This is a genomic window from Rahnella sp. PD12R, assembly GCF_019200965.1.
GTDB lineage: Bacteria > Pseudomonadota > Gammaproteobacteria > Enterobacterales > Enterobacteriaceae > Rahnella > Rahnella laticis.
Genome location: NZ_JAHTMS010000002.1, coordinates 481,343 through 503,011, shown reverse-complemented (window position 1 = coordinate 503,011; position 21,669 = coordinate 481,343). Strand labels below are relative to the sequence as shown.

Here is a 21,669-nt window from a genome sequence, read left to right as displayed (position 1 = left end):
GTTGCAAATAATTAATGTTACAGCTAGGGTTAATCATATGGCCTATATTTTGAGCACGCCCGTGAGGATCCCGACTAATGAGAAGACTGCGTTGAACAGCACAATGAAACGGTAACGCATAACCGGCAGGCATCATGGTGGTGCCATTGACGCCGGAAACCAGCAAATGGCGGAAAACCTATGCAAACGACTGAACTGATGAACGATATTAAGAAAGAGATTAGCGAGAATGAGCCCCTTGCTAAGCCGGTGGAAGAGCGAAGTAGCGCGTTCCAGGATGAAGTGTCTCAATACCTGGAGCGTCACCCGCTTACCCTGCACGTCGACGTCCTGCTCACCGATCTCAATGGTTCCTTCCGTGGCAAACGCATTCCTGTCTCCGCCCTGCGCAAACTCGAAAAAGGCTGTTATTTCCCGGCATCGGTCTTCGCCATGGACATTCTCGGTAATGTCGTGGAAGAAGCTGGTTTAGGCCAGGAACTGGGCGAACCCGACCGCACCTGTATTCCCGTTCCCGGCACGTTAACGCCTTCGGCTTCCGACCCCGAACACATCGGCCAGCTGCTTCTCACCATGCTTGACGAAGATGGCACTCCCTTTAACGTTGAACCACGCAATGTGCTGAACCATATCTGGCAAACATTGCGCCAGCGGGGCTTATTCCCGGTGGTAGCGGTAGAGCTGGAGTTCTATCTGCTCGACAGGCAGCGGGACGCGGAAGGCTATATTCAGCCGCCGTGTACGCCCGGCACGCAGGAACGTAGCCTGCATACGCAGGTTTATTCCGTCGATAATCTGGATCACTTTGCCGATGTGCTCAGTGATATTGACCGTCTGGCGCACATCCAGGGTTTACCGGCGGATGGCGCGGTGGCGGAGTCCTCTCCGGGACAATTCGAAATCAATTTGCACCACAGCGAAAATATTCTGCGTGCCTGTGACCATGCCCTGATGCTTAAACGTCTGGTGCGGCTGGTGGCGGAAAATCATGAAATGGACGCCACTTTTATGGCGAAGCCGTATGACGAATATGCGGGCAGCGGGATGCACATTCATCTCAGCGTGCTTGATGACAACGGCAAAAACCTGTTCGCCGATGCAAACGGTAAAGATTCCGCGCTGATGAAACGTTCGCTCGCCGGGATGATTGCCCTGATGCCCGCGTCGATGGCCGTTTTAGCGCCCAACGTGAATGCTTTCCGCCGCTTCCAGCCGGGCATGTATGTTCCGACGCAGGCGTCGTGGGGGCACAATAACCGCACCGTCGCACTGCGCGTGCCATGCAGCGGAACCGCCGATCATCGTGTGGAATACCGCGTGGCCGGTGCTGATGCTAACCCTTATTTAGTGGTCGCCACCGTGCTGGCCGGGATGCTTTTCGGGTTGGATAACGATCTGGCGCTGCCCGAACCGGTGACCGGAAACGGTCTGGAGCAGGAAGGGATCCCGTTGCCAATACGCCAGAGCGATGCGTTGTATGATTTTGATGACCAGCCAGCGCTGAAGAAAATCCTCGGCGAACGTTTTTCGCAGGTCTATCACGCCTGTAAATCTGACGAACTGTTGCAGTTCGAACGGCGCGTGACAGAAACAGAGATCGACTGGATGCTTAAAAACGCCTGATCCTCATCACCTCTGGCGTTGCACCGGCACTGGCCGGGCAAGATGTTTAAAATCGGAAAAGATTTTGTAACTCACCGCCTCTGAATGTTGTCATTTATGCGTGATTTGTGCAAAATACGCAGCACTGCAGATAACCGACGCTTAAAGGCGCCGGTTATTTTTTTTGTATGTGCAGTACCCAAACTAATTCAACAGAGGCCGGACCCAGATCCGGATAGATAACAAGGTTCGTGTGCGACCCCAAATTAACAACGGTCGCCACTATGAGGAAATGTAACATGGGGCAATACTTCAAACCTGTACCGGTGCCCGCCGGTGCTTCTTTCAGCTGCGGCCAAATTCGCACAGCCTTCACCTCCGTCATCAGCGATGTGAAGATCTACCCCCCGTTTACTGGTAATAACTCACGAAGTTTTCCCTGTACGTTGCTTTCAGAGGCTTTTAAACGCCCGGTGTCTGCAATTCAGGGAGGACTGAGCCATGTCTGCTAAACCTTCTGCCGCTCCGGCGACTCAGCGCGTACAACTGCGTAAAACCCTGACGCTGGTTCAGGTTGTAATGATGGGGCTGGCCTATCTGCAACCGATGACCATTTTCGATACGTTCGGCATTGTGTCCGGCCTGACCGATGGTCACGTCGCCACGGCGTACATCTTTGCGCTGATCGCCGTGCTGTTTACCGCCGTCAGCTACGGCAAACTGGTGCAGCGTTTCCCGTCTGCCGGTTCTGCTTACACTTACGCGCAAAAAGCCATCAGCCCGCACGTCGGCTTTATGGTCGGCTGGTCATCATTGCTGGACTACCTGTTCATGCCGATGATCAACATCCTGCTGGCAAAAATTTACCTGGAAGCCATCTTCCCGGGTGTCCCGTCGTGGATTTTCGTGACCGCACTGGTCGCGATGATGACCGCGTTCAACCTGCGTGGCATCAAAGTGGTGGCTAACCTCAACAGCATCATCGTTGTGGTTCAGGTCGCGATCATGGTGGTCTTCCTTGGCCTGCTGGTCCGTGGTGTTTACATGGGCGAGGGCATGGGCACGCTGGCGACAACGAAACCGTTCTTCAGTGAAAACGCGCATGTGGTGCCGATGATTACCGGCGCGACCATCCTGTGCTTCTCGTTCCTCGGCTTCGACGGCATCAGCTCGTTGTCTGAAGAAACGCCAAACGCGGGTAAAGTCATCCCGAAAGCGATTTTCCTGACCGCACTGATTGGCGGCGTGATCTTCGTGGTGGTGTCGTACTTCCTGCAACTGTACTTCCCGGACATCTCGCGCTTTAAAGATCCGGACGCTTCACAGCCTGAAATCATGTTGTACGTGGCCGGTAAATTCTTCCAGTCCGTCATCCTGTGCTTCAGCTGTGTCACCGTTCTGGCATCCGGCATGGCCGCGCACGCGGGCGTTTCCCGTCTGCTGTACGTGATGGGCCGCGACGGCGTATTCCCGGAGAAACTGTTCGGTTACGTGCATCCGAAATGGCGCACCCCGACGTTCAACGTTCTGCTGGTCGGTATTGTGGCGATGTCTGCCGTGACCTTTGATCTGGTGACCGCCACGGCGCTGATTAACTTCGGTGCATTAGTGGCCTTTACCTTCGTGAACCTGTCGGTGATTTCCCAGTTCTACATTCGTGAGAAGCGTAACCGTACGCTGAAAGACCACATCAACTACCTGGTCCTGCCGGTGATCGGTGCGCTGACCGTCGGTGCGCTGTGGCTGAACCTCGAAGCCAGTTCGATGACGCTCGGTCTGGTGTGGGGCGCGATTGGCCTGGGATATCTGGCGTTTATCACCAATGCGTTTCGTAAGCAGCCGCCGCAGATGAGCGGGGAGATAGCGCCGGAAGCTTGATTTATAGCCCTTTGAAAAGGGCTGAAACTTTCTGTTTTGCAGGAGGCCGCTGTAAATTGGCGGCTTCAAAAACAAAATTCAAAGTCGTGGGCGTCGGCCCACACCGACCAGAGGGAGAATAAACCTTCTCCCTCTGGACTCCCGCGTTTTTCAACTGCGCGCTACCGCTCGCTGGCTATGTTTCAGCAACTCCGGCTAGTGCCGCAAACGCCGCCGCTGCGCGGTCCTCTCATTTCAGGTTCGAACCTGCTCGAAAAAAGACTCTCGCTGTTTCTCACCGTTCATTCGACGTCGTTTTGAAAGCGGCCGGAGGCTTATCTAAATTCAACGCCAGAGTGTTTGGTTTGAGAAAGGTGAGATGGCGCGCTCAGAAATTTTGCTGACCGAGGGTTCGAGACCGCAAGGCTCGAAGCCCTCGAGGAAGGAACCGCGCAGCGGCAAGATTTCGCGCCACACGCAGGAGGAACAGAACATGTATGTCGTCCCAGCGGTAGCGCGTGTTGGAAACAAGCGTGGGAGATCAAAGAGGGAGGCGCTTTCCTCCCTCTTTGGCGGTTTCAGTGCAGTGCGTTAAGTGATCACTGCAATTGAGAAACCGAAAAGTTCTCGGTCAGTGTTGAAAAGCCGCCCTTGCAGCGGCCTCCTGCAATTAAGAAACCAATTTCTTCCCGTATTCAAACAGCGCCCCGAGAAGCGCTATTTTCTCAGAATCACCCTCATACAAGTTATAGAGCGATTCAAGCTCTAAAATGTACGCCTGAACACGCTCATCGGTGAGCTTCGTCTGGCGATGCTGGATCCAGCGCTTTTGCTCGGCGTCGGTCAGCGTTGCGGGGTAATTGCGTGCGCGGAAACGGAACAACAGCGGTTCGATGCGCGAATCATTAAACGTCAGATCCAGCGCCGGAAGGTTTTCCGGGCGTGTCTCCAGGATAATCCGCATTGCGGCGCGATCGGCATCGCTGAAGAAACCGTCGTACAGACGGGCATCGACATCGTCGGAAGCGGTGAACGGCTCGGCTTCGGCAAACATCGTCACCACTTTTTCACGCACCTGCGGGTTCTGGCGCAATATCTGAAGATTCTCCAGACAGCGCTGGCGGTCAATGCCCAGACGTTCGGCGTTTTCCGGCAACAACGTTTTGGCCGGAGCCAGCACCGGACATTTATTGATGTGAACCAGTTTGACCGGCAGCAGAGATTGCCCGGCCTGCAAACTGTCGCGGCGGCTGTACAAACGCTCGCGCATCTGGTCGGGGTCGAGATCTAACAGCGTGGACATATCGCCCGCCAGATCGCACATGATCACGGCGTTTTTGTTTTCAGGATGCCAGGCCAGCGGCGCGACCCACGCGGTATTGCCGCGCGCAGCACCAAACATGCCGGAGACATGCACCAGTGGCGCCATCGCCGGAATATCAATCAGCGTATTGAGTTTGTGCTTGCTGCGGTGTTCGAGCAGGAAACTGAACAGACGCGGTTGCGCCTGTTTAACCAGTTTTGCCATCGCAATCGTGGCGTAAACATCGGCCATCGCGTCGTGGGCATTTTCATGTTCGATGCCGTTGGCTTTGGTCAGATGTTCAAGACGAAAACTCGGGAAACCGTCGTCGTTTTCCGGCCAGTTGATGCCTTCCGGGCGCAGCGCGTAACAGGCGCGCATCACATCCAGCAAATCCCAGCGGGAATTACCGTTCTGCCAGCTGTAGGCGTACGGATCGTAAAAGTTGCGATAAAAGATATTACGGCTGACTTCATCGTCGAAACGGATGTTGTTGTAGCCCACAATACAGGTGCCCGGCACGCTAAACGCTTTATGGATTTGCGCGGTGAACTCCGCTTCTATCACGCCTCGTTCCAGCGCAATCTGCGGAGTAATTCCGGTGATCATCACCGCTTCCGGCTCTGGAAGATAATCATCAGAAGGGCGGCAATAAATCACTAACGGTTCTTCGATGATATTGAAATCTTCGTCAGTTCTCACCCCGGCAAACTGCGCCGGGCGATCCAGCGCCGGATTTTTACCGAATGTCTCGTAATCATGAAAGTAGAAAGTAGGTTGTACTGGTTTGTCTGACATTGCTTTATTGCGCCTATATTCGTATGTATTTGTCTATTCAAACCAACGTGTTAACTACATTCTTTGTCTTATTTCGTCCTATCCTGTCTTATAAATTCCAAATAAAACTAAGCTAGTCCAGTTGATCAATGGTACACATTGGGTACAAAATTCATTTTTCCCTGTGTACAGAATATATCATGGCTCTTAGCGATACTAAATTACGTTCACTTCATGGCAAGCCGTACACAGGGAGCCCAGAGCTTTCTGATGGTGACGGGCTTGGTGTAAGAATATCACCTCTCGGCGCTATGGCCTTCCAGTTTCGTTATCGCTGGGAGGGTAAAGCTCAGCGCATATCTCTTGGCAAGTATCCCGCAATGGGACTGAAAGATGCCAGAGCCCTTGTTGGCGAACTCCGCCTGTTATACGACAAGGGAATAAATCCCCGCACTCACTTTGACACAAAACATGCTTCATCCGATCTGACAGTCGGCGAATGCCTGGAGCATTGGATGAATGGTTATGTACGCACTCAGTTGCGTACAAACACCATTAATCTGTACGAGGCAGTTGTGGTAAAGCACATGAAAGATTCGTTTAAAGGCCGCTCGGTAAGTTCAATATCAGTTAAAGAGTGGATCGGCTTCTTCGGCGCTCAAGAAAAGGAAGGCCAGAAGCGTGCACGCATGATGTTTATTCAGGCTAAGTCGGCGTTTAGTTGGTGCCTACGTCGCCAGTTGATAGACAGATGCGAGATGATGCGCATTGAGCCCAAGGATGTTGGTCAGCGGTCTGAGACTGGGGAGCGCGTTCTGACATTCAACGAGCTGGCCCAGATCTGGATCGCAATCGAAAGAACCCGCGCATCACCCGCCAACAAATATCTTCACCAGCTCGTCATGCTGTGGGGGTGTCGTCTGTCTGAGCTTCGCCTGTCGCTTAAGCAGGAGTTCGACCTGACTGATCTGATTTGGACCGTGCCGAAAGAACATAGCAAGATGGGAAATATTATTCGCAGGCCTATTTTCTCACAAGCTCAGCCCATAATAGAAAGATTAATGGATGCATATGACAACGTTATGTTCCCCGGGCATGACATTAATCAGCCGATCAGCATAGCCGCTGCCAACCGGTACATTGGTCGTATTCGAGATGAAATGAATGGGATGGGTTACTGGAGGGCGCACGACTTCCGACGCACCGTTGTTACCAGATTGTCGGAAGAAGGCGTTGCCCCACACGTCACTGAGAAGATGATGGGGCATGATTTGGGTGGAGTGATGGCAGTTTATAACAAACACGATTGGCTGGATGAGCAGAGGCGGGGATATGAAATCTTTGCTGATAAGTTGTTCTGGCACATTAAGAATGTGAAGTGAGTTCATGCAGCCTTAGGCTCTGAGCGCCGGATTACCCATGCCTCTACCGCCGATTTAAGGTAGAGGGTTGGGTGGGTCTTAATGGGGTGAGGGAAGCCGCTATTACGCTCGTAGCGATAAAGTGTGTCGCGAGATTTCACCTGCAAAAAAACCATTACTTCTTCTTTCGTCATTACGTTCATGCTTACCTCTGCTATTTACCCTCCGCCACTCTCTTGACCCAACAGGCAAGCCACATCCATACCCGTTTGCGATATTTAGCAGGGCAGAATGGATAGGCGGTAGGTGAGTGTTTATCGAGTAGTTGGCGGTAGGTGAGTTGGTTTGTTTTACTGCGGCGTTCGGTGAGTATCTGTTTGGCTATTGCCCGGGATGCAATCTCTTGCTCGGGAGTCATGGGTTAGTCCTTCATGAAGGTAACCCAGTGTGTATTTGAACGCTTACCGCTCGGGTGGCCAAACGCAGGTTGCTTATCCGTAAGTGCTAAAATCTCGCTGGTTTTAATCTGCGTTTCGTTCCATTTAAAGATGAGAACGCCCATTGGTTTCAGCACTCTGAATGCCTCCTTAAACCCCGCGGCTAAATCGTCACGCCAAGTCTCTTTATTCAAAACGCCGTACTTCTTGCACTGCCAGCCATTAACACCTGCGCGTTCCAAATGGGGAGGGTCAAACACCACCAGACTAAATTGCTCATCATCGAAAGGTAGTTCGCGGAAGTCGGCCACAATGTCCGGCTTAACTTCTAGTGAGCGTCCATCGCATAAAATGTGTGACTCGCTTCTGATGTCGCAAAACAGGGCGCGACTGTCCGTGCGGTCAAACCAAAACATTCGGCTACCACAACACATGTCTAAAATTGATTTTCCTGTCAGTGCACTCATGCAGCATGCCTCCGCTGTGCCTTCTGTCTCTTCTCAAGATCGTAATCATCCCTGCATCCAGAATCACAGAAGTTACCCACTGATAATGGATGCTCGCAGTAGTGACACTTGCCGGTAAACTTAAGGAAATCGCGTGACCGGTTGAGAAGGGCAATCTCGCGTTCCAGTTCTTCTAATGCTGCTGCGTTATCAATTTCGTCGGCCATTTATGCATCCTCCGCAGAGAGTTGTTCCGCCGTCAGGTGAGTGAAGACTTTTGATAATTCCAGGCAAACGCGGTCGATTTTGGCGTCCATTTCCCGCAGCGAAGTTACGTCAGAATCACGAACTTCTTTCATGATGAGAGAGCGGAGCAGGGAGTCCATTTTTGAGTGAAAGCTTGCATTCTTCAGCACCTCTTCGCCTTCGTTCTTGCCGGATTTGGCGATGCCTTTCTCCTGCAAAATGAACTGGAATTTGTCACTGGTAATTACCCACTTGTTGTCGATTTCAATGCGCATTGTGTTCTCCAATCTTCAGTATTCCGGTCACTGCCCCGACCTCACAGCCGGACGCAAGAATGTTCGTCCCTTCGTGCAGTGATACCCGCACATCGGCTGGCTCGACTCCTGTCATGCTCCACAATCCCTGTTTGAGTATTTGGCTTAATTCATCCGTGTCTACTCGACCCGCGTAGTAATAAGCGCGGGGTAATTTGACTGTGATCATCGGGGGATACCTCATGTTGCAGGCAATAAAAAACCCCGCATTTGCGAGGTTAGATTTTGAAGCGAGCACTCTATTTAAGGGGCTGGATTTGGATTCTCTCCAAGTATCCTGATGTCTATATTTTCGGGCGTTTCTCCGTCAGCGACTGCCAGGAAATATGTGCGGCCATCAATGCCGGATGTGTGCCTAACTACGTTAAAGCTCACCAGCATCAGTGGCTGTCCTCGCACAGCGTTTACTTCGCCCGGCCTGAAGCCCTGCACTACAACCGCTGGCATAAAATTAACAACATCACCGCCGTGGTAGTCAGTAGAGCGAAGCGAACCTTCGTGACCATACCCAAATAAAATAAAATCACATTCCATTATTTTCGCTCCTCTTTCGGTTGAATATCCATCTTACCCAATGTCGCCTTCATTTCTCTGTGATGCGCCAAGCGTTCCCTGAAGTATTCACGCAGATGCTCAGGCTGTTCACGTTCGATAATCTCAGCGACTACCGGCTGGTTGTATCGCTCTTTGAAAGCAACACCACCCGCGGCTAAATCCACGTTGATTTTGTCCATCTCGTCTTTGGGCAGGTCTGCAAGATTGTATGACATTACTTTGCCTCAGAATCAGCGACGATTTGACGAATTACCATCATGTTGCCACCGTTTATGTTGAACATAAACCCATTGGACAATCGAGATGCTATGGTTGCTTTTTGCACTAGCTGACCGCCATAAGAAATGGTCATTGTTTTGCCAATGTTCATTTTAGTGAGGTCAGACAAGGGTTCAGAACATGGCGAAGCAATCTCTAAATAAACACCACTATTGACCGCTTCTTCATTTTCATTATTTTGAACTTTATTAATGCAAGAGGCTGGAATGGTGAGGTGTTGACCCATCACCTCCAAATCAAAATCCTTGAGTGAGGCGAAAGACAAGGCAGGTATAAGCATTAAAGCTAATGGTGAAATACGCATTGAGATTCCTTTCAATTTTATATGCTTCGATTATAGCACTGGCTTCCATGCCAATCACATCACTCACCATCCTTCACGATGCCGCACTCACATTCGACCGTTCCAAGCATTTGCGGGCAGTGATAAGAGCCACTTCCACCGCATTTGTCACAATTCTTTTCTTTGACCGAGTTCTCGATGGGTGCCGAATCACGCCACGCTTTTTCTGACGCGGCTAAAAGAACACTCAATGAGACATGTCCGCCGCTGCCACGAATCGTGTTATGGATTGCCGCCATGCTTTCCCTAAGTGCTGCATGTTTCTCTTTCAGCGCTGCGAGTTCTGCCCGAAGTTCGTCGATAGTTTCTTTCAGATCGATCATGTCGTGAACGTGCTGCGGAACACCTTCACAGTGCACAGGCTCATTTACATCAGCCCGCTGGCGTTCTGCTTCGAACTGGTCGAGTAGGGCGCGGATTATGTCTGCTGACTGCTGAGCGGTATCTACAATGGAAATGTCACAGCCGGCATCAAATCCATTTTCATCTTCAAAGCGAAGCTCAACGGCGTCCATGTCGATATCTTGCGGATCGAAACCTGCCAGATTATCCAGCAGGTTCATGATGCTTTCAGCGCTTTCACGCAGCGCCTTTATATCTGTTGTATCAGTCATGATTAGCCCGCCGTGGATTCAACTGAGTTTGGAAAATCTAGCGTTTCATCAAACGTAGCACCCACCCTGTCAGAACAAGGGATGAAGTCGCGGCCTCCCTTATCTAATTCGGCGCAAATTTCTTTGTAGCGTGTCACGTCGAACAGAGTTACGTTAGGGTCTCCGATCGTCGCGAAGCCGATACGATTTGAGGGGCATCGGTTTAATACGGCTTGCACCTCGGCAACCCATTTCTTTTCCTTTGCAGTGAGCTTTGCCATTATCCCTTCCTCCCAGCGCGCAGATTGGCGGCGAATAACTTGGCCTGATTTCCCGCGTAGATGATGTCTAAATTCCTTTCATCCTCGCCGATTGCAATTGTTGCGTTGGCATACTCATCTACACCCTGTGCGCGGAGTTCTGCGGTGATGTCAGCAGCTGCATAACCATCTTTTAATAGGCAGCGCTGGTATGTCGCATTAGCGCGGTCTTCTTCGAATAATGGCAGTTCGATATAGTCGTATTCGACACCGTTAACTATGAATTCTCGGCGTTCTTCTGCCAGAGCCACCAGCCCGCTCACATACTCAATGACCAGCTTGCTGTGTGCGCCTTCACCTTTGATGCCGAAAGCGTTGATGATGTTTTGCTCGGAGATTGTTTTGGCGGAGAGCTGGCGTTCCAATTCGTTACGGTCTTCGAGTTTACGCAGCAGATACTCAGCCAGTGACTCGTTAACTTTCATGTCACCGGGCAGGCATTTACCTGCAAGGAGACCCTGCATTTCGGATAGTTGCATAATGTGTTCCTTGAAAGAGGTTAGGCTGCTCTGGCGTGAATTCTGAGGTTGTAGCGCTTAGTGGCTACTGCACGTAGAGAGCGGCCTGTAATGAGGGATATTTCTTTATCTGAATGAGAGCTGAATAGGGCGGCGTGCTCTGGAGTCCATGACTGCCATCCTTTGGCAGAGAAGAGGGTGATACCGAGATACATGGCTTTGTTTTTAACTGAGCCTTGAGTCCTTTCAAGTTTCTCAGCCACCTCTTTTAGCGTCATTGTTCCAGCTACTTCTGCGAGGAAATCCAGTTCGTATCGCTCCCAGGGTTGCTGTGACATGGCTACCTCCATTGCTCTCCGAACTCGAAACCAATTTCAGCCAGCGCTTCATCCATTTTGCTGATGAACTCGGGCACCATTTCGTCGAATTCATCCATGAACTTCTGCTCACGCTCGACAACAACGTGATGCAGCCCTTCACGCTTCATACGTGGGTCGTAGTTTGCGAAGTACCAGGCATCCTTGCCGGTGACCCATAGGCTGTACTGAATCTGTGCCATGTACTCAGCTTTGATTGCGTCGAAACCGCCGAGTCGGAATTTCATGAATACCGCACTGGTGTAAGGGCTCTTCAATTCCAGACCTTTACCGTCGCTACAATCACCATCAGGTGAGCAGGCGCAGCGAAGTGTTTCGTCTTTAAAGATGATCGGCACATCGGTAACTTTCACGTCAGTGGTGAACTCAAACAGCGACCGTGCTGATGCTTCGTATTCCTTCCCCCACGCCAAAGGCTTTGCGCTTACCTCAACCACATTCCCTGTGCAAACCTCGCCTAAAAGTGTGTAGAAATAGGTGAGCTTGGTCTCTGTCCATTTGGTTCCACTGCGTGGCTTTGAGATGACCTTTCCGGCTTCCGAGGCGGTAATGACGCCGAGCCGAAGTTTGAGCCAATCTATGCTTCCCTGCTGTGTGGTGCGGACGTCAATCCCTGTCCGCTGCAAGATGATTTCAGGTGTCATGCGGCTGCCTTCTTCTTCAGGAAGTCCACCACCTTCAGCGCTTCAGGTTCGGTGAGTTGTTCCGGTGAGGTGATAGGGCGCTTGAATATTTGCGAGCAAATAGGGAGCAAGTCGGCATCCCATGTTTTGTCCATTTGCAGGAGCAAGTCATTAATCGCCTGAATGGTGTCGTCGGTGGAAGGTGAGATATCCTTTTCCTGTCCGCGTTCCTGGCTAAAGTTGATACCTTCGCCGCTTTCGGTATTTACGTAATCAACAGCCGCATCCAGACGCTCACGGCGAGGCCAGTATTTGGTGGCCTGCTTCACGACTGTCTTCAAGATCATCTGTTCTTCATCAGTGACCCAAGGGCAGCGCTTGGTGTTATCAGAAAGATATTTCTTCCATGCCTCTGACCGGTCGCGAATTGAGAAAATATCTTCTTCTCGCATGGTGTGCGTCAGATAGTCGCCTTCATCCGTCTTAACTACCGTGTAAGCGCCTACCACTTCTCCGCGCTGCTCAATGGTGTCGAATTCATTGAATTCATGCGTTGGTGGGCGGTCAATGCTGGTACGCATGAAGCGGTCGTTCTTTCTGACTATCGCTGATTGGCACCATTTGATTGCACCAGACTGCTGGGCAATGTGCATCAGACCCATATAGCTGATGTCCAGACAGATAGCGCCTTTCCGTGGCACTAAATATGCGAGCTTTTGAGCTGGGTTTAGAGAAATGCCAATCGCTGCAACGTTCATTATCGCGCTGCGGGTCGATACGCCATTCTTGGTTGCCACGCCTGCCAGATAGTCATTGTTTGCGAATATCTGCATGGCAAACTCTGACTCACGTTTAAAGGTCAGGCTCGGCTCAGAACACACCTGCTCGAAATCTAACTTCAGCGGGTTGATGATGTCGTGAACCTGATTTACCAGAAGTTGGTTCATGCTGCGCTCTCCATTTTTGATATTCTTCCGTGTGCTTCATGGCTGCTGATTGCATCAATGAACTTTGCGTACTCGTCCTGAGCCCATTCATTGTCCAGAGCGTGAATCTGCTGTGCTGTGAGCTTGGATTTATCAGCGAATTCCAGAGGTGTTTCGGGGTAGGTTTCTGCAATCTTCATCGTGCGCTTGCGAAGGTTTTCTTCCACTCGTTCGATTGCAGCATCCAAATCTTCATGCTGGTCTCTGATGTAGTCGTAGCTGCTGTGTCTCATGCTGCTTTCTCCTCTGGCATGGTTACCGAAAATCCACGAGAGCGGAGGTAAGCAGCCAGTGTTTCGTCGCTTATCCACTGCAAGATGTCGAAGTTTTCTGAGATATCCATGTGACTCACAGATTCAATGATCACGTCCGTTTCATATGGCCTGATGCCGTGCTTAGACTTCACTTCTCCTCGACAGGTGAGTTCAATGTTCATGGCTGACCTTCCTGATTTAAGGTTGCTACCAGGCGCTCGAATAACTTCTGAAGGAATGATTTAGGCGGCTGATTAAAACTTGCTGAGGTAACGCGAAAAGCTGGTGAGTGCTGCATTTTGGTCAAATAGTTAGTAGAGCAGCCCGATGTGGACTGCCCTACGATGGCTAAGGTCATCATGTGGGGATACTCCGATTGTGATTGTGTGTTTGCATGTCGAATAGCCCTGAGGGAGGGCGATTTGATATGCAGCAGATATAAAAAAGCCCTGCGGGGTGACAGGGCGAAGTGGTTCACAGCTTTAGCTGATAAGGGGCGCTTATCACGATGCGCACTCAGTGAATGCGCAGCAGGAAGTGGCTCACTTGTTACGGGCTTCGAGCATTGCGTCCGCCATCTGGTATGCAGCATTGGCGATCAGTTGTTGCTCATTTTTGTCTAAGGAAAGGCTGATTGACTGCATTGCAAGACCTGCGAAGTGGTCGCGCAAAACCAGACCTTCAGTTCGCACGTTCTCGTTAAGCCAGTTGGCCTCCGTGGTGGGATAGACAGTCAGCAGATAGTCACTATTCATCTGTTAGTCCTTAAGAAACTCTTCGGTTTTCACTACGCATTCACTCATAAACAACTCTGCGTCAGTGCTGGTAACAACGGCTGAATGATGTGGGTGAACATTTTCAGCAAGCCACTGAATCAAAGGCTTTGCTGCAACTTCGAAGCTTTCATATTGTTCTTTGGTCATGGTCAACTTCCTCAATTTCAGGTTTCAAACGATAAGCCGCATATTGCTCATGGTTCATGCGCAACTTATTTCGTGTGCCTATCTCTTTAATGACGTATTCGTACTGGTTAGCCATCCTCACGACGAGAAAGTGCTCACCTGTTAAAGTGTTTATTAATCGCATGGGGATGACTCCGGTGGGTGTTATCTGGTGTAGCTTTGAAGTGATGTTGCCGCTTCGGAAGAGTGAAGTTCTGCGGTACCAATCCTGCAAAATCCCGACTCCTCGGCATACCAGTCTTCACCATTAAAATCGGGTGCTAAATAAAAGCTGTAAATCGTTCCATCGCTGTCGGTTGCAATGTAAGAGTGATTTTCAGGAATTGAGAATTCAACGTCGAAATACTTAACCTTTCGCGTGTAGTTATTATTTATAACCTTCATATCGGTAGTCTCAGTTAGTTATGTGATGCGGCAAACTCAAAAGATGCCAACTTGGAGTTGAATGCAATTACGTCCATTCCTGTGAGCACCCACGGTTGCTGAGCGTCAAGATCATTACCAACAATGAAATCCATCTCGTCCTCCGCTTCATAGATATTTCCTTCAGTGAAGCATTTAGAATCCTGCGATTTCACGCATAACAACTTCTTCATCTCTCACCTCATAGTGCAGTTACTGTTGCCGAACTGAATCAGCAGCTTCGGATTTTGCCTTCATTACCTTGGCAGTCATCTTCTCAAGGGCTTTTTCTTGCTGAGCCAATGGAAGCATACCGAACAGTTCAACTGTGCAACCGTACATGCCGCCCTCAAAGTCTCCGGAATAGGTCGGAAGCCAGAACTTAACTTTTGCGCTGTAGTCAGGTTTTTTTGATGCCATGATTTCTACCCCTTAATAACGTGATATGGATGCTCGTATTTATCGCTGCGATGACCGGCGGCGAAAATTGCCACGTCAGGCAAACAGATATTGTCTGCGCTCGGGTAATGCTTCGTAGTCGTGGTGATGGTCGCCACTACCGCTCTCATCGCTGGCTTACGTTTGCAGGTCAGCTCAGCTTTGCTCGGTGCCGCCGGTGATACATCCATACCAGTAGAGAAGTCATTAACTGGAAGCGCCTGTAGGTGCTTACGAGCTTCACGACGACGACTCTCTGCTGTGCCAGTGAATTGCGTTCTGCGTGTCATAAAACCTCCTGTGTGAGTTTTGGGATGCGATGCCAGGTGCTGATCTTCTGGTTGCTTCGATGAGCTGCAATTCATTACATCCCAAAACTTACGCTTTGGTATTAATTGGCCTTTCGGCCACGTAGGTGATCCTCACCGTTGTTCAAAGAGCGTATCGAGCGGGTCGTTTCGTTTCGATGAATTAAATATACTCGCGAGTAAATTACCTGTCTATACCCACAAGTAAATTATTTATCTACTTACGAGTAAAGATGTTGATAGTTAAGGTAATTTATTTTGAATTTCATTCAGGCGTGACTCATCGCATCTACTTAAATGCGGCTATGATGGGATAAATTATCGGGTGTTAGTGAGGGCGAGCGGGATGGGGATTATTAAGGCTGTTATATTTGTAGCGTGTCTGATGCTGTTTGGGTTTGGCATGACTTACACGCTAGGCCAGTCAGGATATGTATTGATGCAAAGTATCGGCTGGGGCGGGTTAGGATTGGCGTTAGTTATAGTCTGGATCGAAGTAAAGAGGGCGTTAACCAAGAAGTCTAGCGAATCGTAGGTACAAAAAACCCGGCTCGGTGGCCGGGTTTATGCACGAGGATTATGCTTCAGCTTTTTTTCGAGCCTCTGCCTGCCTGATATGCTCAATAGCTTGAACAAATTTAGCCTTGGAATTCTCATCCCATTCTTTTGCGCCTTTACCTACCGGTGCGGAGGGCATCAAGCTACCATTTGCTAGCAGTTGACGAACATGTGCTACTTCCTGTGCACTAATCGAAACTGGGGTGGCTCCGGGCTTTTTCGTATCCATAATGTATCCCCTCTCAAGCATCAAATTTACAACTTCCTGAATAGTAGTAAGGCCACTTTCTAAATCACATTTTCTAGATGCGAAATCTACAAAACGGACTGTGCCGCCTGTATAGTGATCCTTCGTTTTTGCGTAATCTATAGCTGTTCTGCAGCAAGCAGACTCAATCCAACTGTCTGCGGCGTGAACTCCACCTGAGCCGGAGAACGAAGCTAAAACCTCGTTAGCATCGAGGTTGAAAACGGTATGTTTATGTCCCTCATCGAATAGCACCGTGTTGGTAGACATTTCAATGAGGTAAATTGAGAATGGCATTTTTCCTGGAATATTAAGAGGCGGCATTTCTACTTCAAAAGATAGTTCATCTCTTGTTAGCCACTCCTTCCACAACTCAATAAGAGTCCCATTTCCAGCTAAGACCATCACTGTATCTTCTCGCATCGCGAGTTTGCCAAAACCAGTGTCATCGACATATAGGATATGTCCAACATATCCAGGGTCGAATGGGTCTAAATCACAAGACCAGCGAGAGTCGCTAGTTACTGCACGAGACAGCCTATCGTATACCGTTGTTGTCATTATAGACGCTCATCCTACGTCGAGGTTCAAGACTTTACATTAATATTCGCAAATTACTAATCAAATATACTTATCGGTAATCACGAATTTAACTTTAGGTTTAATTACAGTTAAAGCAAGTAACCTCTTTGCGTGAGCTATTCTTCAGCCACCAGGCATCGCAGCGCCGCTAGCAAAGAACCACACCATAAATCCTACAGCACCTGCCAGTATGATAACTGGGGGTATAAATTTAAATTTCATGCTCGAATCCAAATGTTTGACGAAAGTCTCTTCATGCCACTGTAACCGGCTCAGGCAAATGCCTATTCATCTGACACATCACCATTTGCTACAAACCTAGTGGCTTTGATGATGGCAGATACGTACTCCATCTTCTCAATGTCGGATTGCTGTAGCGTGATAGGGCGGTGATCGTTGTTAATGCTTGAGAGCTGAAATGCTCCATCGCGCATCTTGGTCATAACTTTTATCATGTTGTGACCGTCAGTAGTTCTGACAAACACCTCATCGCCGGACTGTACCCTCGTTCCAGGTTCAATCACGACGAATTCACCTGATTGAATGCGGGGATGCATGCTGTCGCCGCGAACCCGGAGTCCATATGCGTTAGGATCGGCACTATAAATTTGTAACCAGCCAGCCGGATGCTCTTCCATCTGAATCATGCCATCAACTCCCAACGCAGCTTCGCCTACGACAGGCACAGCACCTAATCGTACTTTACCGACGAATTCGATCTCATCAGGAATTGTTGTGCCAGCTCCGGCAATGCCATCCATCGAACCCCTAGGTAAATTGAGACCTTCCTCAATCATCTGAACGGATTTTTCGCCAATGTTTCTTTTGTTCTTTTTGCCTTCTGGATAGAGCATTCGAGAGATCACTGACTCAGCAATCCCTACTTTTTCAGAAAGAGCTTTCTGAGAGCCATGGCTATCAACCAGCCCTTGCAACGCAATACGTCTGCGTTCGTACATGTCAAAACCATCATCACTTTTCATGTTGTTATCTTAACGAGTAATACCTTTAGGTAAATAACCTGAGAGTATTGCAAGTTCTATACTTGCGAGTATACTTGAGTTAATTATCACGCAAGGAGCTCGTATGGAAACTCTACGAAGTTATTTAAACGCCTTGTCGATATCAATGCAGCGTGATTTCGCAACCAATTGCGGAACATCTGTTGAGTATCTACGTAAGGCAATCAGTACCAAACAAAAGCTTGGCGCAGCTCTTTCAGTGCAAATTGAAGTCAATTCTAAGTGCAGCGTTCTGCGTAAAGACCTGCACCCAGATGACTGGTTTAAAATCTGGCCTGAACTGGCCGAAGCCGCTTAATCCTCACCGCTCTTTTCACAATGGACATTCGTCCTACGTCGCTGCAAAGCGAATTCAAAAAAAACTAAATCTAACTGTGGTCATCCCCACGGGCTGATCACGCAAACACACAACTAACCAACAACGGAAGTATCACGCATGGACATTGCAAGCACTCGCAATAAAGCGAATGAAATCACAAGCAAGATTATGAATGGCATAGCTATTCGTGGTCAGCGAGCAGTAGCAAAAGCTGTAGGCGTTAACGAGTCACAAATCACCAGATGGAAAGAAACGATGATCCCCAAGATGGGAATGCTTTTGGCAGTTCTGGAATGGGGAGTAGAGGACGAGGAATTGTCGAATCTGGCTAAGTCAGTAGCGCGGTTACTCACAAAAGAAAACGCCCCGGAATGTATCGAGCATTTCGAGGCGTAGTTGCAAATAACTGTTCATATTCACAGGAGTCATTATGCCACTCATTGAAGACCTTTTAAAGATGGAATCGCTGGAGTCGCTTCCTTTCGCTGAAGACTTCAACCCTAAAGGTTGGATTTATGTTCTTTCAAGCGAATCAATGCCCGGAATGTTCAAGGTCGGAATGACGAGAAATCATCCTCGCCAGCGGGCTGGGCAATTATCCAAATCATCCGGATCACCAACTCCATTTATTATCGAAGCAAAATTCATTTCTACGGATCCGGAGCGAGACGAGAAAATTCTCCACGAAGCCCTCTCTCGATTTCGAGTAAATCAGTCCAGGGAGTTCTTCTCGTGTCCACTTGACCGAATCCTAGTTGAATGCAGAAGATTTCTGCCCTACGGAGAATCCACTTCTGTGGAGGAATTGTGCGGCACTTTCAACTTCGTGACGTTCGGCGATTACTTCTTGCCACATGACACTGAATTCATGCTGCTTGAGATGGGCATAAGTGCATTTGGAAGTAAGGGTAATGCTTATTGGGCATTGGCAAATATAGGGGCGGCATTGGTTAAGCAATTAACTGAAGACGGTGGAACCTTGGTATTTACAGGAGAGGGATTCGAACTCGTCAAACCAACAGGGAAAGCGGATTGATGAATACAGCACAAATATTAGTTTTCCCCGAGCAGCCGACGGGACATTTCAGGAGCAACCGGATGGATAACCAGAAGCTTGGTTACGTCCCGTTGTACCGAAGCATCAAGAAGAAATCATGGGCGAAGGATGTTTATCTCCGAACTCTCTGGGAAGACCTGTTATTAGGGGCGCAGCGAAAGCCCCGCACAGTGAATTTCAAAGGTAACCAATGGAATCTTCAAGCCGGTCAACTGGTCGTGACAGCGGCTGATTTAGGCCTCTCTCTTTGCGATAGGGAAGGGAAGCCAACCAGCCGTGATGCAGTGGGTAGGATGCTTAATTTTTTCGCAAAGGAAGGAATGATTTCCATGGACGGTGAGAAGCGAAAAGGGACGGTAATTACCATCCTAAATTACGCTGAATATGCCGAAAAAATAGACAATTTACCCGCACATAAAGCCGCACACTACCCCGCACATGACGAAGCCAGTAATGGCGCGGTCTCAGATGGTGGTGCCGCACACTACCCCGCACTTAAAGCCGCACATCATGAACAAGAAGGTAATAACAAGAATATAAACAATAAACCCCCTTTATCCCCCTTGGACGAAAAGAAGTCCAAGAGGGCTACGCAATTCCCAACGGACTTCTCTCCAACTGCCGGTAACACCAAGCTTGCTAATACGCTGGGGGTTGACCTGCAAAACGAGCTTGATGCTTTCACGGATTATCACAAGTCGAAAGGTTCAACCTACAAGGACTGGGGTCTGGCCTTCAACACGTGGATACGCAACGCCATCAAGTTTGGCAAGCCAGCAACAAAACGCACCGGCGTAGCTCAGCCTGCTAAGCCATCCAACCACATCCCAGAAGGATTCCAATGATGAGCGCATACGATGTTATCAAACGCCTCAGAGCTGCAATGCCCGAAGGTGTAACGCCTAAGTTCACCACTGGTGAAGAGCTGATGGCGTGGCAGAAAGAACAGGGGCGCATCGACTCTGAGCGGATCGCCGAGGCCAACCGTCTTGCCAGAATGCAACGCGTTCTTGGTCGCTCAGGCATTCAGGAGCTTCACCGTGAGTGCCGGTTCGGCAATTATAACGCTGAGCTACCAGCACAGCAGGAAGCGCTGCGGAAGGCCAAGACCTACGCCGGTAAGTTTGGCTCAGGGTTCGGCGGGTTCATCTTCAGCGGTGGTTGCGGTACCGGGAAGAATCACCTGGCGGCGGCAATCGGCAACGAGCTTCTGGAAAACGGCAAATCGGTTCTTATCGTGACAATCCCTGACCTGATGATGAAATTCCGTGAGACGTATCAGGACGGCGCTAAGACCACCGAGTCGAAGCTGATGGATGACCTCTGCAAAGTTGACCTGCTTGTGCTGGACGATATCGGCGTGCAGCGCGGCAACACGAACGAGGGTGTTGTGCTGTTCCAGATTGTCGATCGCCGTCTGTCAGGAAAGAAACCTGTCGGCATGCTGACCAATCTCGACGCTAAGGGAATGACTGAGTTGCTGGGCGTTCGCATCATGGATCGCATGACAATGGACGGCGGCTTGTGGGTGAATTTTGACTGGCCGAGCTATCGCCGGAAGGTGGTCGCATGAACGAGAAACCGAAGTACGAACCGGTTGTTGATTTCAACCGCGCAGCCAAACGCAAACATGGCTTGGACAAACTGGCAGAACTTCGTGAAAAGTTCGGGCTGAAGAAGGCTAACCCATGAAAATCACACCAGACGACTACACCGTAATAGCCAGCTACGCGGCTGATGACTACGACTGGTTACAGGACATAAGCACACCAGCCAAGCGAGCCAACATGCTTGAATTCAGCGAGAAGGTTGCTGAGATATTCGTGCAGATGGGTGCCGGGCAAGTGAAAGGGGAATTCTGATGATTGAATACTTTCTGTGGGCAATAGGGTTTGCTCTCATCACGCCTGCGTACATGGCATTTATGAGCTTTGTTATGTGGGATAACGCTTTCAAGTTTGTGGGATGGGGATTCGTCCTGCGAGTGACGCTAGTTCTTGAAATTATTTTGGCCTTGGCTGCCGTATATAAAAACCTGAAAGGAGAGGCGTGATGGACACTAAGGCAGCATTTGAGAAGTGGTTTGAACCGAAGCTTGATTTTATGCGTAGGCATGGTCTTGGAGTGACCGCAATTGGGCGTCGCCGTGAATCGCAGATGGAAGCTTGGGATGCCAGTCGTAACACGCTAGAAATCATCATCCCAGCCACAAGTGACAGTGAATACTGGTTCGAAGGCACATTTCAGCGCATGAGATATGAGCGTGATATTGAGAAGGCCATCACCTCCCACGGAATCAGAATTAAGGGGAAGACGGAATGAAAGTAACTAACGGAGTTGGAACGATAAGTCGGTTGTATATCGAGGACGTGCCGGGTCTAGACCCTGTGACTGTTATTCTGGAAAATTTCGCAGCTGGTGTCGGTCGCATCACTATCATTTGCTGGGGTGAGGTTTGGACTAGCTTCTGGGGTGGAATGAATGGCAATAGTGTTGAAAAGTTTTTCTTGAGATGTTGCGGCGAATATCTCGCTGATAACTTATCGGCTGGAAATAAACGCACGAAGGCTAAAACGGCTTACCTACTAAGAATCATCGAAGCTGTTAAGGCGGGATTGGTTGTTGAATCGGAGAATGAATAAG

General features: G+C 49.6%; 35 protein-coding genes. 13 read left to right on the top strand and 22 right to left on the bottom strand.

All coding sequences use genetic code 11. The features are described from left to right. The first annotated feature begins 198 nt into the window (after positions 1 to 198). Positions 199 to 1,623 (top strand): glutamine synthetase family protein, encoded by a 1,425-nt coding sequence (locus tag KWG64_RS06410; RefSeq protein ID WP_218521392.1) that lies wholly within the window; start codon positions 199 to 201, stop codon positions 1,621 to 1,623. 480 nt (positions 1,624 to 2,103) lie between these two features. Next, positions 2,104 to 3,480, top strand: a complete 1,377-nt coding sequence (locus tag KWG64_RS06405; RefSeq protein ID WP_218521309.1) for an APC family permease — start codon at positions 2,104 to 2,106, stop codon at positions 3,478 to 3,480. Between the two features lie 649 nt (positions 3,481 to 4,129). Here KWG64_RS06405 and sbcB read toward each other — a convergent pair. Continuing rightward, a complete protein-coding gene (gene sbcB / locus KWG64_RS06400; RefSeq protein WP_218521308.1) occupies positions 4,130 to 5,560 on the bottom strand; it encodes an exodeoxyribonuclease I in 1,431 nt (476 codons plus the stop codon). Positions 5,561 to 5,739: 179 nt separating this feature from the next. Here sbcB and KWG64_RS06395 point away from each other — a divergent pair, with 179 nt between their 5' ends. Then, positions 5,740 to 6,921 carry a site-specific integrase gene (locus tag KWG64_RS06395; RefSeq protein WP_218521307.1) on the top strand — a complete coding sequence of 394 codons (1,182 nt, stop codon included), beginning with the start codon at positions 5,740 to 5,742 and terminating at the stop codon, positions 6,919 to 6,921. A 400-nt stretch (positions 6,922 to 7,321) separates the two neighbouring features. Here KWG64_RS06395 and KWG64_RS06390 read toward each other — a convergent pair whose 3' ends face one another. The 21 genes from KWG64_RS06390 to KWG64_RS06290 form a co-directional block, all read right to left on the bottom strand. Continuing rightward, positions 7,322 to 7,795: a class I SAM-dependent methyltransferase gene (locus KWG64_RS06390; RefSeq protein ID WP_218521391.1), complete on the bottom strand. Its 474-nt coding sequence runs from the start codon at positions 7,793 to 7,795 to the stop codon at positions 7,322 to 7,324. A 5-nt stretch (positions 7,796 to 7,800) separates the two neighbouring features. Beyond that, complete coding sequence (locus tag KWG64_RS06385; protein WP_218521306.1) at positions 7,801 to 8,010, bottom strand: hypothetical protein; 210 nt, start codon at positions 8,008 to 8,010, stop codon at positions 7,801 to 7,803. Next, a complete protein-coding gene (locus KWG64_RS06380) occupies positions 8,011 to 8,304 on the bottom strand; it encodes a DUF5405 family protein (RefSeq protein ID WP_218521305.1) in 294 nt (97 codons plus the stop codon). A 282-nt stretch (positions 8,305 to 8,586) separates the two neighbouring features. Beyond that, positions 8,587 to 8,877, bottom strand: a complete 291-nt coding sequence (locus KWG64_RS06375; protein ID WP_218521304.1) for a hypothetical protein — start codon at positions 8,875 to 8,877, stop codon at positions 8,587 to 8,589. Continuing rightward, positions 8,877 to 9,113, bottom strand: coding sequence for a DNA polymerase III subunit theta (locus KWG64_RS06370; RefSeq protein WP_218521303.1), 237 nt, complete (start codon positions 9,111 to 9,113; stop codon positions 8,877 to 8,879). The genes KWG64_RS06375 and KWG64_RS06370 overlap by 1 nt, the downstream gene beginning before the upstream one ends. After that, positions 9,113 to 9,481 (bottom strand): hypothetical protein, encoded by a 369-nt coding sequence (locus KWG64_RS06365; protein ID WP_218521302.1) that lies wholly within the window; start codon positions 9,479 to 9,481, stop codon positions 9,113 to 9,115. The genes KWG64_RS06370 and KWG64_RS06365 overlap by 1 nt, the downstream gene beginning before the upstream one ends. Before the next feature lie 59 nt (positions 9,482 to 9,540). Then, the gene (locus KWG64_RS06360; protein ID WP_218521301.1) at positions 9,541 to 10,134 is read right to left on the bottom strand and encodes a hypothetical protein; all 594 of its coding nucleotides are present in this window, start codon (positions 10,132 to 10,134) and stop codon (positions 9,541 to 9,543) included. Positions 10,135 to 10,136: 2 nt separating this feature from the next. Next, the gene (locus KWG64_RS06355) at positions 10,137 to 10,394 is read right to left on the bottom strand and encodes a hypothetical protein (RefSeq protein WP_218521300.1); all 258 of its coding nucleotides are present in this window, start codon (positions 10,392 to 10,394) and stop codon (positions 10,137 to 10,139) included. Continuing rightward, positions 10,394 to 10,912, bottom strand: a complete 519-nt coding sequence (locus tag KWG64_RS06350) for a hypothetical protein (protein WP_218521299.1) — start codon at positions 10,910 to 10,912, stop codon at positions 10,394 to 10,396. The genes KWG64_RS06355 and KWG64_RS06350 overlap by 1 nt, the downstream gene beginning before the upstream one ends. Before the next feature lie 20 nt (positions 10,913 to 10,932). Further along, a complete protein-coding gene (locus KWG64_RS06345) occupies positions 10,933 to 11,229 on the bottom strand; it encodes a hypothetical protein (RefSeq protein WP_218521298.1) in 297 nt (98 codons plus the stop codon). Between the two features lie 2 nt (positions 11,230 to 11,231). Continuing rightward, positions 11,232 to 11,912, bottom strand: a complete 681-nt coding sequence (locus KWG64_RS06340; RefSeq protein WP_218521297.1) for a YqaJ viral recombinase family protein — start codon at positions 11,910 to 11,912, stop codon at positions 11,232 to 11,234. Beyond that, the gene (locus KWG64_RS06335) at positions 11,909 to 12,838 is read right to left on the bottom strand and encodes a recombinase RecT (protein ID WP_218521296.1); all 930 of its coding nucleotides are present in this window, start codon (positions 12,836 to 12,838) and stop codon (positions 11,909 to 11,911) included. Before KWG64_RS06335 ends, KWG64_RS06340 begins: the two co-directional genes overlap by 4 nt. Beyond that, complete coding sequence (locus KWG64_RS06330) at positions 12,835 to 13,110, bottom strand: hypothetical protein (RefSeq protein WP_218521295.1); 276 nt, start codon at positions 13,108 to 13,110, stop codon at positions 12,835 to 12,837. Before KWG64_RS06330 ends, KWG64_RS06335 begins: the two co-directional genes overlap by 4 nt. Then, complete coding sequence (locus KWG64_RS06325) at positions 13,107 to 13,313, bottom strand: hypothetical protein (protein ID WP_218521294.1); 207 nt, start codon at positions 13,311 to 13,313, stop codon at positions 13,107 to 13,109. The genes KWG64_RS06330 and KWG64_RS06325 overlap by 4 nt, the downstream gene beginning before the upstream one ends. Before the next feature lie 360 nt (positions 13,314 to 13,673). Then, positions 13,674 to 13,886: a hypothetical protein gene (locus KWG64_RS06320; protein ID WP_218521394.1), complete on the bottom strand. Its 213-nt coding sequence runs from the start codon at positions 13,884 to 13,886 to the stop codon at positions 13,674 to 13,676. A 3-nt stretch (positions 13,887 to 13,889) separates the two neighbouring features. Beyond that, entirely contained in the window at positions 13,890 to 14,054 is a 165-nt protein-coding gene (locus KWG64_RS06315; protein WP_195812724.1) for a hypothetical protein, read from the bottom strand. Between the two features lie 437 nt (positions 14,055 to 14,491). Beyond that, positions 14,492 to 14,689, bottom strand: coding sequence for a hypothetical protein (locus tag KWG64_RS06310; protein WP_218521293.1), 198 nt, complete (start codon positions 14,687 to 14,689; stop codon positions 14,492 to 14,494). A 19-nt stretch (positions 14,690 to 14,708) separates the two neighbouring features. Then, positions 14,709 to 14,915, bottom strand: coding sequence for a hypothetical protein (locus KWG64_RS06305; RefSeq protein ID WP_218521292.1), 207 nt, complete (start codon positions 14,913 to 14,915; stop codon positions 14,709 to 14,711). Between the two features lie 5 nt (positions 14,916 to 14,920). Beyond that, complete coding sequence (locus tag KWG64_RS06300; protein WP_255562104.1) at positions 14,921 to 15,124, bottom strand: hypothetical protein; 204 nt, start codon at positions 15,122 to 15,124, stop codon at positions 14,921 to 14,923. Between the two features lie 694 nt (positions 15,125 to 15,818). Continuing rightward, on the bottom strand, positions 15,819 to 16,607 hold the full coding sequence (locus KWG64_RS06295; RefSeq protein WP_218521290.1) for a hypothetical protein: 789 nt from the start codon (positions 16,605 to 16,607) through the stop codon (positions 15,819 to 15,821). 305 nt (positions 16,608 to 16,912) lie between these two features. Then, positions 16,913 to 17,611, bottom strand: a complete 699-nt coding sequence (locus tag KWG64_RS06290) for a S24 family peptidase (protein ID WP_255562103.1) — start codon at positions 17,609 to 17,611, stop codon at positions 16,913 to 16,915. A 103-nt stretch (positions 17,612 to 17,714) separates the two neighbouring features. On the opposite strand from KWG64_RS06290, the gene KWG64_RS06285 reads away from it, so the two are divergent. From KWG64_RS06285 to KWG64_RS06245, 10 genes are all read left to right on the top strand, one after another. Next, on the top strand, positions 17,715 to 17,948 hold the full coding sequence (locus KWG64_RS06285; protein ID WP_218521289.1) for a helix-turn-helix domain-containing protein: 234 nt from the start codon (positions 17,715 to 17,717) through the stop codon (positions 17,946 to 17,948). 138 nt (positions 17,949 to 18,086) lie between these two features. Then, positions 18,087 to 18,365, top strand: a complete 279-nt coding sequence (locus KWG64_RS06280; protein ID WP_218521288.1) for a CII family transcriptional regulator — start codon at positions 18,087 to 18,089, stop codon at positions 18,363 to 18,365. Between the two features lie 34 nt (positions 18,366 to 18,399). Beyond that, complete coding sequence (locus KWG64_RS06275; RefSeq protein ID WP_218521287.1) at positions 18,400 to 19,005, top strand: GIY-YIG nuclease family protein; 606 nt, start codon at positions 18,400 to 18,402, stop codon at positions 19,003 to 19,005. A 62-nt stretch (positions 19,006 to 19,067) separates the two neighbouring features. Continuing rightward, positions 19,068 to 19,871 carry a replication protein gene (locus KWG64_RS06270; RefSeq protein WP_218521286.1) on the top strand — a complete coding sequence of 268 codons (804 nt, stop codon included), beginning with the start codon at positions 19,068 to 19,070 and terminating at the stop codon, positions 19,869 to 19,871. Next, positions 19,868 to 20,599: an ATP-binding protein gene (locus tag KWG64_RS06265; RefSeq protein WP_218521285.1), complete on the top strand. Its 732-nt coding sequence runs from the start codon at positions 19,868 to 19,870 to the stop codon at positions 20,597 to 20,599. Before KWG64_RS06270 ends, KWG64_RS06265 begins: the two co-directional genes overlap by 4 nt. Further along, positions 20,596 to 20,718 carry a hypothetical protein gene (locus KWG64_RS25620; RefSeq protein ID WP_255562102.1) on the top strand — a complete coding sequence of 41 codons (123 nt, stop codon included), beginning with the start codon at positions 20,596 to 20,598 and terminating at the stop codon, positions 20,716 to 20,718. Before KWG64_RS06265 ends, KWG64_RS25620 begins: the two co-directional genes overlap by 4 nt. Further along, on the top strand, positions 20,715 to 20,888 hold the full coding sequence (locus KWG64_RS06260) for a hypothetical protein (protein WP_218521284.1): 174 nt from the start codon (positions 20,715 to 20,717) through the stop codon (positions 20,886 to 20,888). Before KWG64_RS25620 ends, KWG64_RS06260 begins: the two co-directional genes overlap by 4 nt. Then, on the top strand, positions 20,888 to 21,079 hold the full coding sequence (locus tag KWG64_RS06255; protein ID WP_218521283.1) for a hypothetical protein: 192 nt from the start codon (positions 20,888 to 20,890) through the stop codon (positions 21,077 to 21,079). Before KWG64_RS06260 ends, KWG64_RS06255 begins: the two co-directional genes overlap by 1 nt. Then, positions 21,079 to 21,348 carry a hypothetical protein gene (locus tag KWG64_RS06250; RefSeq protein WP_218521282.1) on the top strand — a complete coding sequence of 90 codons (270 nt, stop codon included), beginning with the start codon at positions 21,079 to 21,081 and terminating at the stop codon, positions 21,346 to 21,348. Before KWG64_RS06255 ends, KWG64_RS06250 begins: the two co-directional genes overlap by 1 nt. After that, positions 21,345 to 21,668, top strand: coding sequence for a hypothetical protein (locus tag KWG64_RS06245; protein WP_218521281.1), 324 nt, complete (start codon positions 21,345 to 21,347; stop codon positions 21,666 to 21,668). Before KWG64_RS06250 ends, KWG64_RS06245 begins: the two co-directional genes overlap by 4 nt. Position 21,669 lies beyond the last annotated feature (1 nt).

Coding starts and splice junctions, on each gene's coding strand:
- KWG64_RS06410 (WP_218521392.1), top strand. CDS start 199: ATGAACGATATTAAGAAAGAGATTAGCGAGAATGAGCCCCTTGCTAAG.
- KWG64_RS06405 (WP_218521309.1), top strand. CDS start 2,104: ATGTCTGCTAAACCTTCTGCCGCTCCGGCGACTCAGCGCGTACAACTG.
- sbcB (WP_218521308.1), bottom strand. CDS start 5,560: ATGTCAGACAAACCAGTACAACCTACTTTCTACTTTCATGATTACGAG.
- KWG64_RS06395 (WP_218521307.1), top strand. CDS start 5,740: ATGGCTCTTAGCGATACTAAATTACGTTCACTTCATGGCAAGCCGTAC.
- KWG64_RS06385 (WP_218521306.1), bottom strand. CDS start 8,010: ATGGCCGACGAAATTGATAACGCAGCAGCATTAGAAGAACTGGAACGC.
- KWG64_RS06380 (WP_218521305.1), bottom strand. CDS start 8,304: ATGCGCATTGAAATCGACAACAAGTGGGTAATTACCAGTGACAAATTC.
- KWG64_RS06375 (WP_218521304.1), bottom strand. CDS start 8,877: ATGGAATGTGATTTTATTTTATTTGGGTATGGTCACGAAGGTTCGCTT.
- KWG64_RS06370 (WP_218521303.1), bottom strand. CDS start 9,113: ATGTCATACAATCTTGCAGACCTGCCCAAAGACGAGATGGACAAAATC.
- KWG64_RS06365 (WP_218521302.1), bottom strand. CDS start 9,481: ATGCGTATTTCACCATTAGCTTTAATGCTTATACCTGCCTTGTCTTTC.
- KWG64_RS06360 (WP_218521301.1), bottom strand. CDS start 10,134: ATGACTGATACAACAGATATAAAGGCGCTGCGTGAAAGCGCTGAAAGC.
- KWG64_RS06355 (WP_218521300.1), bottom strand. CDS start 10,394: ATGGCAAAGCTCACTGCAAAGGAAAAGAAATGGGTTGCCGAGGTGCAA.
- KWG64_RS06350 (WP_218521299.1), bottom strand. CDS start 10,912: ATGCAACTATCCGAAATGCAGGGTCTCCTTGCAGGTAAATGCCTGCCC.
- KWG64_RS06345 (WP_218521298.1), bottom strand. CDS start 11,229: ATGTCACAGCAACCCTGGGAGCGATACGAACTGGATTTCCTCGCAGAA.
- KWG64_RS06340 (WP_218521297.1), bottom strand. CDS start 11,912: ATGACACCTGAAATCATCTTGCAGCGGACAGGGATTGACGTCCGCACC.
- KWG64_RS06335 (WP_218521296.1), bottom strand. CDS start 12,838: ATGAACCAACTTCTGGTAAATCAGGTTCACGACATCATCAACCCGCTG.
- KWG64_RS06330 (WP_218521295.1), bottom strand. CDS start 13,110: ATGAGACACAGCAGCTACGACTACATCAGAGACCAGCATGAAGATTTG.
- KWG64_RS06325 (WP_218521294.1), bottom strand. CDS start 13,313: ATGAACATTGAACTCACCTGTCGAGGAGAAGTGAAGTCTAAGCACGGC.
- KWG64_RS06320 (WP_218521394.1), bottom strand. CDS start 13,886: ATGAATAGTGACTATCTGCTGACTGTCTATCCCACCACGGAGGCCAAC.
- KWG64_RS06315 (WP_195812724.1), bottom strand. CDS start 14,054: ATGACCAAAGAACAATATGAAAGCTTCGAAGTTGCAGCAAAGCCTTTG.
- KWG64_RS06310 (WP_218521293.1), bottom strand. CDS start 14,689: ATGAAGAAGTTGTTATGCGTGAAATCGCAGGATTCTAAATGCTTCACT.
- KWG64_RS06305 (WP_218521292.1), bottom strand. CDS start 14,915: ATGGCATCAAAAAAACCTGACTACAGCGCAAAAGTTAAGTTCTGGCTT.
- KWG64_RS06300 (WP_255562104.1), bottom strand. CDS start 15,124: ATGGATGTATCACCGGCGGCACCGAGCAAAGCTGAGCTGACCTGCAAA.
- KWG64_RS06295 (WP_218521290.1), bottom strand. CDS start 16,607: ATGACAACAACGGTATACGATAGGCTGTCTCGTGCAGTAACTAGCGAC.
- KWG64_RS06290 (WP_255562103.1), bottom strand. CDS start 17,611: ATGAAAAGTGATGATGGTTTTGACATGTACGAACGCAGACGTATTGCG.
- KWG64_RS06285 (WP_218521289.1), top strand. CDS start 17,715: ATGGAAACTCTACGAAGTTATTTAAACGCCTTGTCGATATCAATGCAG.
- KWG64_RS06280 (WP_218521288.1), top strand. CDS start 18,087: ATGGACATTGCAAGCACTCGCAATAAAGCGAATGAAATCACAAGCAAG.
- KWG64_RS06275 (WP_218521287.1), top strand. CDS start 18,400: ATGCCACTCATTGAAGACCTTTTAAAGATGGAATCGCTGGAGTCGCTT.
- KWG64_RS06270 (WP_218521286.1), top strand. CDS start 19,068: ATGGATAACCAGAAGCTTGGTTACGTCCCGTTGTACCGAAGCATCAAG.
- KWG64_RS06265 (WP_218521285.1), top strand. CDS start 19,868: ATGATGAGCGCATACGATGTTATCAAACGCCTCAGAGCTGCAATGCCC.
- KWG64_RS25620 (WP_255562102.1), top strand. CDS start 20,596: ATGAACGAGAAACCGAAGTACGAACCGGTTGTTGATTTCAACCGCGCA.
- KWG64_RS06260 (WP_218521284.1), top strand. CDS start 20,715: ATGAAAATCACACCAGACGACTACACCGTAATAGCCAGCTACGCGGCT.
- KWG64_RS06255 (WP_218521283.1), top strand. CDS start 20,888: ATGATTGAATACTTTCTGTGGGCAATAGGGTTTGCTCTCATCACGCCT.
- KWG64_RS06250 (WP_218521282.1), top strand. CDS start 21,079: ATGGACACTAAGGCAGCATTTGAGAAGTGGTTTGAACCGAAGCTTGAT.
- KWG64_RS06245 (WP_218521281.1), top strand. CDS start 21,345: ATGAAAGTAACTAACGGAGTTGGAACGATAAGTCGGTTGTATATCGAG.